The organism is Chroococcidiopsis sp. TS-821, from assembly GCF_002939305.1.
Taxonomy (GTDB): domain Bacteria; phylum Cyanobacteriota; class Cyanobacteriia; order Cyanobacteriales; family Chroococcidiopsidaceae; genus Chroogloeocystis.
This window is the reverse complement of record NZ_MVDI01000015.1, coordinates 78388-89967: the sequence shown is the minus strand read 5'-3', so window position 1 is coordinate 89967 and position 11580 is coordinate 78388. Positions and strand designations below refer to the sequence as shown.

At 42.6% G+C, this 11580-nt stretch carries 11 protein-coding genes, 1 tRNA gene and 1 pseudogene; 5 read left to right on the top strand and 8 right to left on the bottom strand.

Annotation, left to right across the window (positions count from 1 at the left end):
* Positions 1–204 precede the first annotated feature (204 nt).
* Positions 205–1251: pseudogene (locus B1A85_RS22530) on the top strand (DNA cytosine methyltransferase).
* Positions 1252–1300: 49 nt separating this feature from the next.
* On the opposite strand, the gene B1A85_RS22525 reads toward B1A85_RS22530, so the two are convergent.
* A complete protein-coding gene (locus tag B1A85_RS22525) occupies positions 1301–1957 on the bottom strand; it encodes an Eco47II family restriction endonuclease (RefSeq protein WP_104548961.1) in 657 nt (218 codons plus the stop codon).
* Positions 1958–2086: 129 nt separating this feature from the next.
* Here B1A85_RS22525 and B1A85_RS22520 point away from each other — a divergent pair, with 129 nt between their 5' ends.
* Positions 2087–2593 (top strand): hypothetical protein, encoded by a 507-nt coding sequence (locus B1A85_RS22520; RefSeq protein ID WP_104548960.1) that lies wholly within the window; start codon positions 2087–2089, stop codon positions 2591–2593.
* A gap of 159 nt (positions 2594–2752) precedes the next feature.
* On the opposite strand, the gene B1A85_RS22515 is transcribed toward B1A85_RS22520, so the two are convergent.
* A complete protein-coding gene (locus B1A85_RS22515) occupies positions 2753–3592 on the bottom strand; it encodes an MBL fold metallo-hydrolase (RefSeq protein WP_104548959.1) in 840 nt (279 codons plus the stop codon).
* A 298-nt stretch (positions 3593–3890) separates the two neighbouring features.
* Between B1A85_RS22515 and B1A85_RS22510 the strand changes: the two genes are divergently transcribed.
* Entirely contained in the window at positions 3891–4175 is a 285-nt protein-coding gene (locus B1A85_RS22510) for a hypothetical protein (RefSeq protein ID WP_210404684.1), read from the top strand.
* 589 nt (positions 4176–4764) lie between these two features.
* Here B1A85_RS22510 and ilvN read toward each other — a convergent pair.
* Entirely contained in the window at positions 4765–5286 is a 522-nt protein-coding gene (gene ilvN, locus B1A85_RS22505) for an acetolactate synthase small subunit (protein WP_099702841.1), read from the bottom strand.
* A 264-nt stretch (positions 5287–5550) separates the two neighbouring features.
* Here ilvN and B1A85_RS22500 point away from each other — a divergent pair, with 264 nt between their 5' ends.
* Positions 5551–6309 carry a lycopene cyclase domain-containing protein gene (locus B1A85_RS22500; RefSeq protein ID WP_104548958.1) on the top strand — a complete coding sequence of 253 codons (759 nt, stop codon included), beginning with the start codon at positions 5551–5553 and terminating at the stop codon, positions 6307–6309.
* Here the strand turns inward: B1A85_RS22500 and B1A85_RS22495 are convergent.
* The gene (locus B1A85_RS22495) at positions 6306–7238 is read right to left on the bottom strand and encodes an isopenicillin N synthase family oxygenase (RefSeq protein ID WP_104548957.1); all 933 of its coding nucleotides are present in this window, start codon (positions 7236–7238) and stop codon (positions 6306–6308) included. The two genes, B1A85_RS22500 and B1A85_RS22495, sit on opposite strands and share 4 nt — an antisense overlap.
* A gap of 334 nt (positions 7239–7572) precedes the next feature.
* Positions 7573–8301 carry a DUF3891 family protein gene (locus B1A85_RS22490; protein WP_104548956.1) on the bottom strand — a complete coding sequence of 243 codons (729 nt, stop codon included), beginning with the start codon at positions 8299–8301 and terminating at the stop codon, positions 7573–7575.
* A gap of 364 nt (positions 8302–8665) precedes the next feature.
* On the opposite strand from B1A85_RS22490, the gene B1A85_RS22485 reads away from it, so the two are divergent.
* Positions 8666–8736, top strand: a tRNA-Gly gene (locus B1A85_RS22485).
* Between the two features lie 11 nt (positions 8737–8747).
* On the opposite strand, the gene B1A85_RS22480 is transcribed toward B1A85_RS22485, so the two are convergent.
* The 3 genes from B1A85_RS22480 to secD are packed head-to-tail and all read right to left on the bottom strand — an operon-like array spanning position 8748 to position 11561.
* Complete coding sequence (locus tag B1A85_RS22480) at positions 8748–9161, bottom strand: hypothetical protein (RefSeq protein WP_104548955.1); 414 nt, start codon at positions 9159–9161, stop codon at positions 8748–8750.
* 16 nt (positions 9162–9177) lie between these two features.
* Entirely contained in the window at positions 9178–10149 is a 972-nt protein-coding gene (gene secF, locus B1A85_RS22475) for a protein translocase subunit SecF (RefSeq protein ID WP_104548954.1), read from the bottom strand.
* The gene (gene secD / locus B1A85_RS22470; RefSeq protein ID WP_104548953.1) at positions 10146–11561 is read right to left on the bottom strand and encodes a protein translocase subunit SecD; all 1416 of its coding nucleotides are present in this window, start codon (positions 11559–11561) and stop codon (positions 10146–10148) included. The genes secF and secD overlap by 4 nt, the downstream gene beginning before the upstream one ends.
* Positions 11562–11580: the final 19 nt, after the last annotated feature.

Below are 11580 nucleotides of genomic sequence, written 5' to 3'. Positions count from 1 at the left end.
TCGCAGCAACTGCTTGAGGTCTTCGACGCTTTCAGCGATTTCTAGTTTGTAAACCCCTGCCATAGATGCCTCTTGAACCCAATGACAGTTTTATACCATCTGTAGCCCTCCTTTAAAGAATTGGTATTAAAGCTTAGTATACAGTTGTTAATTAGCTAATTAGCTGACAGTAGATCTTCAATATTGCTTATACTCACTACTATTATGTATACTCAGCTAGATCTATTTGAAGTTCCAACTTCGTACGCGGCTCCCGATCTACAAGCAGCAACGACAGCGACAGCTACTGTAATCGAACTTTTTGCAGGGGCTGGTGGATTAGCGCTTGGGCTGGAAAACGCAGGGCTAGAAGCTAAAGCATTAATTGAAATTGACAAAGATGCGGTAGCAACACTGCGCCACAACCGTCCAAACTAGAATGTCATTCATGCAGACGTACCCCAAGTTGCTTTTGACAATATGAGTGCAGATGTTGTCACAGGGGGATTTCCGTGTCAGGCTTTCAGCTATGCAGGTAAAGGCTTGGGACTTGAGGATATTCGCGGTACTCTTTTTTACGAATTTGCCCGTTGTGTCAAAGAGGTAAAACCTAAACTATTTTTGGCTGAGAATGTCAGAGGCTTAATTAGTCACCAAAAGGGAAAAACGCTCTCAACAGTTCTCGCTGTTTTTGAATCATTAGGATACAACGTTCAGTACCGTTTACTGAATGCTGTTAATTATGACGTACCACAAAAGCGAGAGCGAGTTATTATCATTGGAACGCTTCCAGGAATTTACTTCCGATATCCTGCTCCATCTCCAAACATTTTGACATTAAGGGATGCGCTCAAAAATGTTCCACCATCAGAAGGTATTAAGTATAGCCCTAAAAAAGCTGCTGTTTTAGCACTTGTACCCCCTGGAGGTTGTTGGCGGGATTTACCAGAAGATATTCAAAAAAGCTATATGATGAAAAGCTACTATCTTTCTGGCGGAAGAACAGGTATGGCGCGTCGAATCTCTTGGGATGAACCAAGTTTGACTTTGACAACTTCACCTTCACAAAAACAAACAGAACGCTGTCACCCTGATGAAACTCGCCCGTTTACTGTACGAGAATACGCAAGAATTCAAACCTTTCCAGACGATTGGGAATTTATGGGTGGTATAAGTTCAAAATATCAGCAGATTGGTAATGCTGTGCCTGTAAAATTTGCCTACCATTTAGGACGAGCAATTATGAGCGCTTTGTCAAATCAACCAAATTGACGAAGAAGAGTTAGTAAGCTTTATCAAATAAAGTTCTAAATGTAGCTTTTTATTGCTCGTCGAGTGCTTTTAATCCTGAGACTTCACTAATGACATCAGGTAAGACATTAAAAAGCATACTTAAAGCTCCTGATGTACCAGTTGCCAAGTCATAAAACGCCTGTCCACTTATTTGTCTTATCTTTTCATTTGCAGGTCTTCTTGTAGAAGTTTCTTTATCTGAAGGTGTAAACAGTTTATCGTAAGATTCTTTGTTTTTAGGAATAATTTTTACATAATAAGCCGTAAAGTTATGATACTGCGGCTTGTTTAAACAAGCTAGCAAATCATCATAAATAACTACCTCATCGCTTCCTTTGACTGTATTATGTTTATTTTTAATCTCTGCAAGTATTTGGCATTTCTCATTACATATGTCTACTCCTTTTTTGAGCTTTTTCCAGCCAGGAACGCTACTTAAAACATTTTCGTGAAAATCACCTATTTGATTCTGTATTGTTTTTTGTATTTGCCTGCTACGTTCTTTTTGTAGCCAATCTTCTAAACTAAAACCTTGAACTGCACCATCAAAAATTGCTGAAAATGGATCTATAACGTTTCTATACATTTCTGCTTCTTGTCGTTGCTGAGTAGACAAAATACAGTCAACAACTTTTTTTACAGCCTTTCTTAAATCCTCATCAGAAATGTACGGAAGATAAACCATATTAGGCTGAATTCACTACTTCTTATTTGCTGCAAGTACTATAGCAACTAACAAAGCGAACCGTGGGTGATGCTAGAATTACCTATTCCACCTATCATAAATTTTGGAGTGTAGGAGGAAAAGTAAATCATGCGTTTACTGCTTGGTGGAATAATTGTTAGTTTAGGACTGGGGACACTGCCAGTTCAAGCACAACAAGTGACTGATACGCAAGTCGGGGCGATGGTGGAAGCATTGCGCTTAGCTGCGCCAAAAACTGGTAAGACGAATGACGGGCTTTACAGCGAATGGCAAATTACCCCAGGAATTATCCCTAGTTGGTCAAAACAATGTATAGGTAGAGAACTTACACCACAAGAAGTTGAAGCAAGTCCAGCAAAAGCCCGCGAGATTGTATCATGTATTGCGCGCCGCGAGTTACAAAAGCAATACGTCGCGGGTAATCGCAACGAAATAACTGCGGTACGGCGTACAGCTTGTTGGTGGATGACAGGAAATGCGACGGGTTGCAATAGCGGTGCAACTGCGACATACGTACAACGAGTCGTTGACTTTTATCAGCAACAAAGTGCGAAAAAGCCTGTAGAAGCCGTATCTACTAGTAGTAACTATCGTCCGCAGACACCGAAGAAGTAACTAAAGTACACTATAGCAGGAGTCGGAGGTCAGGGTTAAGAGTAAACTATATTCTTAGCTCTGAGCTTCTAGCATATCTGCAATTGCTATAGTATATCCCTTACTCTGTTCTCATAAATTGTGGCGCAAGTGTCGTCAAAGAGTGAGGGAATTCTTTATTTAAAGATGAAAATTGTAAGTTTCACCGTGGCTGAGATAGTGTACGCGATCGCTTAATCCTGCATCTTCGACGGCGTGCATAAAATCCGCAAGCGGCGACTTAAATACAGTGTAATCGTTATAATGAATTGGTATACTTAGCTGCGGCGCAATAATTTGAATTGCTTGAACTCCTTGTGTAGCATCCATCGTTAACAAAACGCCAAAAACCTTTGTTCCTCCAAGGTGAAGCAAAGCTAAGTTGATGTCAGGATAGCGTTGCGGAATTTCTCGTAAATCATCATAAATAAGCGTATCACCGGTGATGTAGAGGCGAAAGACAACTGAATCGAACTGAAATTCCAGCATACTTCCCATCACTGGCGGTAACACAGCAGATAAAATGGCTGGACCATGTCTTCCTGGCATTGCGGTAACTTGTACGCTAGCATTACCTTTTGTAACGCGCAACTTCTCCCAGGTTTGAAGTGCGTGCGGTGCTGTAAATCCTTTCTTTTTTAAGTCGGCTGCTGCATGATGTGTGGTAATAATGGGTAAGCTTTTGTCGAGCTTTGCTGCTGCAACCGAGTCAAAATGATCGTCATGCATATGCGAGAGTACCACAAAATCGAGTGGAGGTAACTGCTCAATTTCCAGTGCTGGATTCGTTTGACGCGCTGAAGTTATGCCATAGCCTAGATGTACGCGATCGCCTTGATGTAAAAAATTCGGATCTGTGAGAATTGTAAATCCAGCGAAACGTAGCAAAACCGTCGCTGTACCAATGAAGAGAAGTGAACCATCTAAATTGGGTGCTTCGCTACTTTCTATCGGTAAAACGAGTTCTCGTACTTCACTCATATTCCACACCCTGTTGTAGCAATTTGTCATGTTTTGGCATTGCTCAGCTTAAGGAGTCAATGCACCTCAACTTAGCGATTTGCGATCGCAGAAATACCCTATCTTCAGGCTTAGATTTTGCATTAAGTTACTCTTAAGTTTCACTTTTTGTATTCGCGAGTACAACTTATAGACACATACAAATATATAAATCTGTCTCCTGAATAGCTAAGACACGCTACAGGGATGAAGTTGACATTTCTAAAACTCTTAATAATTAAAGAATCACTCTGTATTTGCCTTAGGAGATGAGCATTATATGTTTAGTATCGGCGACTATGTTTTGAATCAAAATACAGGGCACATAGGTAAAGTCGTTGGCTATGGACATGAAATTTTTGACAATGTTTACACAACAACACTGAAAGTGTTATTAACGTGCGATCGCAATTCTGAGCATAAAGGGATAGTAGAAGACTTGATATCAAATTGGAAGCAATATCAATCTGAGTCAGCTTCTGCGATCGCACCTGCGTTAGTAACTGATATGCAAAAAGATACTAAGAATCCGATTTCTCAAGCTAAACATATAACAGCCGCTTGATAGGGAAACTATCTATGCTTTGTTTCGCCAAGTTTTGACATTGAATATGACAAGAATATAGCAAATAGTTGTGGTGTTGGGAAGTGAAACTTAAAATGAGGGAAATTGCTTGTCAAAAAAGCCTTTGTGCTGTTGAAGCAGTTTCCCTAGTTGCTGTTAAATCAAAAGATGAATAAGGCAGCTAGCCTTTTATATGTAAAACAGAAAAGTTTGCTGGGCTTCGCGTGTCAGCTCTGGATTAAAAAAATTATACTTCAATTTACATAATTTTAATTATCAAGTTGACAGGAAGAAAATTAGCCTCGACAGCGCTGTTAAGGATTAAATTAAATACATTAGAAGCATAAAAACTGCTGCAAATTAAATAAATACGAGAAAAATCAGTTGTGAGTATGGGTTAGTTAGATAGCTGGGATAAGGCATTATACTTAAAAATAATAGAATGGCAAACTCAACAATCAGCACAACATCTAGCAACGACTGTAATTCTTCTAGTCGTTGTGCAAGATAATCATCCCATTCAACTCAGCAAGCAACTACAAAAATATTAGTGTAATTTAGTTATCGTTACTGCGATCGCAATACTCTACTAAACTTTTGCAGCTTCTAAAGATTTCAGTAGTTCTGTATTCACGCCTGATTCGCGCGTGAGAGCGATTTTGCCAGTGCGAGCAACTTCGCGTAAACCAAACTTTTGCAACACCTGGACAATCGCGACCATTTTACCAGGATCGCCAACGACTTCAAGGGTGAGTGAGTCTTCAGCAACATCAACAACGCGGGCGCGAAAAATCTGTGCTAATTCGACAATTTCTGAGCGTGTCGAACTTGTGGCGTTGACTTTGAGGAGCATCAGTTCGCGCTCGACGCAGGGAGTTTCGGTAATATCCTGTACCTTAAGGACGTTAATAAGCTTGTAAAGTTGTTTGGTAAGCTGCTCGATGACGCGATCGTCACCTGGAACAACCATTGTAATGCGCGAAATGCCATTTTGCTCGGCAGGACCGACTGCGAGGCTTTCAATATTAAAGCCACGACGTGCAAACAAACCAGCAATGCGGGTCAAAACTCCCGCTTCATCTTCGACTAAAACAGATAAGGTGTGTTTCATTGTTGCCAGAGGCGGTAACTGCTCAAGGAGCGATCGCTTGTCGCTATTAGAATAACAATCTTAGACCATATATTTTATCTAATTTTTGATCTTTTAAACGGAGGAAAATATATATACATGTCAGCTTTTATTTACTAATTATTTGACTGCAACGAATGTACGCATACCCGTAACACCAGAGATAGTGACAGCTTAACTCGATCAATGGTACATACTATTTGATTAGCAAGCGCTACTTGCATTTTATAAAATCAAGCCGGAGTTATGAGCTATTTTGTCTTTCATTTATTGTTTGTGCTTCCTCCCATTTTGTTTCTCGCATGGATACAGCCACAACCTCTTGCAGGTGTTGGCGGGCTTAGGGCGTGGTTAGGATTACCTTTAATTGCCATTGTCGCTTTTATCTATACAACGCCTTGGGACAACTATTTAGTTTGGCGGAAAGTGTGGGGATATGGCAGCGATCGCGTCTTAGGTACAATCGGCTATGTACCGATTGAAGAATATTTATTTTTCATCCTGCAATGTATTCTGACAGGACTCTGGCTTTATTGGCTGCTAGCGCGTCAACCCGATTCAACTCAACAGACGGCTTCCCCCTTGTTGCGCGTGCTGTTAATGGTCGTTGGGGTATCGTTATGTATTACTGGAATTTTGATGCTGCGATCGCCCTCAACGGTATATTTGGGACTTATTCTTGCTTGGGCTGCGCCCGTATTAACATTGCAGTGGGTCATAGGTGCAGCAATACTGCAAGCAATGCAACGCATCTGGTTAATTGCGACGGTTGTACCCACACTGTATTTATGGGTAATAGACCGAATTGCAATTGGTGATGGAATTTGGCAAATTTCTGAAATGTATACAACAGGAATACAGTTGTTTGGATTGCCGATCGAAGAGGCGACTTTCTTTCTTGTCACTAACATGATGGTAGTGCAAGGATTGTTATTGTTGCTGTTGTTAAAACTGCCAAAACTTGAGGCGATCGCGTCTGTTGATTCTCATCAAGCGCGTACCTAATAAGTTGCTTGCAGGCGACTAAGTAAATACTCTCCAGCGGATACAGGTGGATAAATCGCGGGATTTTCTCGACTACAACCAGGAAGACACGCAATTACTGCATCGTGGTTGGGATGACAGAAAAAGGCAATAGAATAGCGCGATCGCTTTATCCGTTCATCTGTTGGAATCATGACGCGATGCTTGGTAGAACAGAAAACATGATTTGTCCACCGCTGCATCAAATCTCCCGTATTGACAACCACTGTATTAGGAATCGCGGGCGCTAAAATCCATTCCCCACTCCGCGTTTGGACTTCTAATCCTCCTACCCGATCCTGAAATAGGAGTGTAATGCTACCATAATCAGAATGCACCCCAGCGCGGACTTGTCCTGGTTTTGGCGATTGCTCGATGGGTGGATAATGCAGTAGTCGCAATGTATGATTTTGTTGGTCGTGTTTTGTGGTAAAAAAGTCTTCTGGCACTTGTAGGGCGATCGCAAATGCTTGTAAAACGCTTGCTGCAACTTCGCAACAAGCATCCCAAAAAGCCAGGACATCATGTCGAAAACCTTTGTACTCAGGTAGCCACTTATTAATTCTCATTGCAGCAGCAGCGTCGTAGCTACTATCTTCTTTTCCAACGTTAAATGCTTCTTTGAGATCTCCAGGTTTATCAGGATCGAGCCGCTCTCTTTCAATTCCCACATAACCGCGATTACTCACCTTGTCACTCCAAGCTAACTGCTGCTTGACTTCTAGAGGAAGATTGAAAAAAGACTGCGATTGCGTAAATAGGGCTTCAATTAGTTGTGGAGGTATCCCTGGATTTTTGAGATACATAAATCCAATTTCGCGACCAGCTTGATAAACTTGTTGTGCTACTGCTTGTCGTGTTGCTGAATCGCTTGTGGTAAATGGCTGAAAATCAATGACTGGAATTTGCATTTCAGCAGTTTATTCTTGTTGTGATTGTAGAAGATAAGTAACGAACCACACAGAGTCACTTTCGTGAAAGTGGCGTAGCGCAGAGGAAAGAAATAAGGGTTTGGTATGGACGCGATGTCTTATTTGTTCTGTAGCTGACGCAAGCAGTATTGTACTTTTGGTCAATATTAAAGAAATGCAAGATACTAAAAAAGTAGCAAGAGAAACTATTAGAACTACTATGCCAAGTTCTCTTGCTATCTACCACTTTGATATAAAGATTGTAGCTAAATATTAGTAAGGTATATGTCTAGAACGCATTTAGCTTGACAAAAATAGAACTATTTCAAAGTTCTTATGATTTGACAAACGTCCACTCGACAATCTTGCGCGGCGCAGATTTTAAGGCTTTGACTAAACTAGCGTTGTCATCAAACTTGACTTGATCGAGCTCGGTTGCTTCCACATTTACTGTAAAGCGCTTATCTTCAAAACACCACGGCGTGACTGTCACGAAGCCTTCATCAACTTGCATGATATCGTAGCGTTGCCCGTCGTGTGCTTTGCTAATTTCTAAAGCGCGATTATCAGCAGGGAGTTCTCGCTGACAAAGAATCAATGACAAGCGATCGCACCATTGCATAAATGCATAAGCTTCATCTGCTTCTTTTTGAGAAATACCTAATTCCTTGCACCACCGCTGTTGATTCTGCAACTGTTCTTCTAAAAAGCTAGCAGCCTCAGCGGATTCAGAACGTTTACCTTCTTGCAAGCGACTCATATGCATTGAATTAAGTAATGCTACCCAACGTCCGCGATACAACGCTCCCTCTAGATGCTTGCGTAACTCATCAAAGGATGTTTCTGGGTCGAGCGTAAAGTCCATGGGTGCGCCAGCAGGCGTGAGACACTTTTCCTCCCACTCTTTTTCTAAGTCATCGTGGTGCGAAATCGCCGCGATCGTCTCATATAAACGAATAGGAGTATTTTTTCTTTGCCATTGTCCGGCAATTTGGGCTGCAAGCAGCGCATGGGCGCGATGATAGATAATTTCCCATCCATCACGAGTAGGGTTAACGATCATATATATTTCCAATACACGCAACAGTTCTCATTTTTAGCATTAAGTACGGCGTTAAGGATACTAGCCCACAGGTTATATTCTTCCTATCCTGCAAGGAGAGTCAAGCAGTGAGACAGTTGGTCGCAGAAAAGTTGGATTGTGAAGTAGTAGTGTGATAGGGATGAAATAATGAGAGAAAATGAGCATGGTAGACACCGACTTACAACTTTTTTTGTCGGCTCTGCTGAGTTTAAGCACCTTTATAGTATGGTGGGTCACGACCTCTTTCAGGAAATTGTAGAGATGCTGCACCAAATTGAGAGCATCGGAACTCCCTTGCGTTCAGTTAGCAATATGTGTTATTCTAGTTAAGCAACATTCTGCTGCGGGCATAGTTTAGTGGTAAAACCATAGCCTTCCAAGCTATTGATGCGAGTTCGATTCTCGCTGCCCGCTTAAAGTTTAAACTACCGACAAACCCACTTCCATAGCGGATGACTTGCACCTTGTTGACGGATGCGATTTACTTGTTGTTCTAGACGGCGCTTTTCCTGCGCGGGTATCCCTAAGAGGATATTACGACTTTGCCAAAGCAAGACACCTAAAGTCATTCCAATACAGATTGCTAAGCCCAAAGTTGGTATTGGGTTGTAATACAAGCCGTAGCGCACTGCTACCCAAGTGAAATACTGTCGCCACAAAGCAATTTCCCCACGTAGCCCCCACAAGCTCAACGACCCAACCGTTAGCCACAATATACCTACAAACAACCATCTACCGCAGACAGTTAGCTGATGTAGCTTCTCAACTTGCTGTTTAAAAGTTGTATCGCGATAAATTTCAGATTGATTGTAATAGCGTGACCGATCGGGTTGAGCCATAGTGAGGGTATGATTTTTAAGGATCTTTTGGCGGGGAGCTAATCGTAGATACACTTTGTGTTGCCAAACGTTGACCGCTACGTTCGCGCCACCATGCAAGGAGAGTACTCGCGATGAAGATGCTGGAGTAAGCACCGCAAATGAAGCCAATAATCAATGCTAAAGCAAAGTTTTTTAATGTTTCTCCACCAAAGAGAAAGATAGAAAACAACGCTAGTAACGTTGTTAATGTCGTATTAATCGATCTGGTGAGCGTTTGATTGACAGCATCATCGACAATATCACTAATCGGACGATCAGGAGTTGTTTTTAATATTTCCCGAATTCGGTCATAGATTACCACAGTATCGTTAACCGAAAAACCCGTGATTGTGAGTAAAGCAACAATAAATAAACTGTCTACTTCAACGCCCCACACCAAGCCCAAAATGGCAAAAACGCCTGCTGTTATAAAGACATCATGTAGAAGCGCGATAATTCCAAATATGGCAAAATCCAACTGAAACCGCAGACTAATGTAGATGATAATGCCGACAAATGCAACGATTAACGCCAACAGACCCGAAGTTAACAACTGACGACCAATTGTGGGACCTACAGTGTCGATCTGCGTCAATTGCGGATCGAACGCACCAATTTGTTGACTCAATGCATCTTGCAACTGCGTCCGTTGCTCGACATTTAAGGTACTCGTGCGAATCGAGATTCCTTGTTGTTCTTGCCCCAAAATCTGAATGCTGCTGTTAGCAAGTCCTTGCGCGGCGAGAACTTCGCGCACCGCAGTAATATCTATCGGTTGAGCGCAATTATTCGGTTGACTACAATCGCGTTCGAGTTGTAATCGCGTACCGCCAATAAAATCTAAACTAGGACGCAATGGCGCGCCGATTTGCTGCCAAGAAATCAGCATTGCCACTAACCCAGCAAGAATTGCAGCGATAGAAATTGCCCACCATAGTTTTCGCGATTGATTAATACTCAGTTTCATCGTGTCACCTCTGCCCTCCGAACTGCTGGCAGGTTTGGGCAATATAATTCTGGTTTACGCAATGAAGGCAAGCTAATGGCGATAAACATCAGCGTCCGACTACAAGTTATTGCTGTAAACATACTCACTGCAATACCAAGTGCCAAAGTTAAAGCAAAACCACGTACTAAACCTGCTCCTAACCAGAACAATGCCGCGCAAGCAATCCAGGTTGTTACGTTGCTATCTAAAATACTGGAAAAAGCGCGGTAAAATCCTGATTCAACCGAACGATACAGCGACTTACCAGCGCGGAGTTCTTCGCGCGTTCGCTCAAAAATCAGAACGTTAGCGTCAACTGCCATACCAATACTCAGAATAAAACCCGCAATTCCAGGCAGTGTCAACGTAACACCAAGTAATGCAAAACTTGCCCAGGTGAGTAATGCATAGACAACGAGCGATAGATCGGCAATTAAACCAGGAAGGCGATAGTAAATGACCATGAAGATCAACACTAAAATCAAACCACCGATACCTGCGTAGATACTGCGTTGAATACTGTCTCGTCCCAAAGTGGCACCTACAGTCCGATTCTCGACAATTTCAACAGGAACAGGTAACGCACCACCGCGTAATTGAATCGCGAGATCGTTGGCTTCTTGGGCGGTAAAGCGTCCTGTAATTACAGCTGATCCTCCGGTGATTCCGGTTTGCGCAAATTCAGGACCTACTGTAGGAGCGCTAATTAGTTCGTTATCCAGAAATATACCGATACTGCGTCCTGTTCCTGCAAGGTCACGCGTTAGTTGGGCAAAAAGTTCAGCACCAGCTGAATCGAAGCGAATCCCGACTTCCCAGTTGTTGGGAACCTGCGTGGGTTGACCAAACGCATCTTCTAGGTTTCTACCTGTCAGCGGAGGATTCGTGCTTTCAAATAACTGCGCGATCGCTGCATTGCTACGGTCAATCGCTTCCTGATTTTGCTGAATTTCTGCGGTGTTACCTGTGGTTCTTAACTCTTGCTGTTTTGCTAGCAGTGCTAGTCTCACTTGCTGTTCGGCAAATAATTGGGCTTCAGTACCTGGTCGTTGCATGCGAAACTCTAACTGTGCGGTACCGCCAAGCACGCGCTCAGCTTGCTCTGGATCGCTGACCCCAGGCAGTTGGACAAGAATTTGGTCTTGCCCGACCGTTTGCACAACAGGTTCCGAAACACCCAAACCATTAATTCGATTTTCAATAACCCTCTGAACGGCTTCTAGTTCGCGGTCAGTAATTTGGGGAATTTCTGCTGTTGGTTGCACTTGAATTGTTAACTGCGAACCACCTTGGAGGTCTAACCCCAAGGAAATCGGAATTCTGGCGATCGCCACGATCGCAGCGATTACCAAAACGACGATCAAAGCCAATAGCGATCGCTGTCTTTGCATACCCTAAACCCGCCTGCAA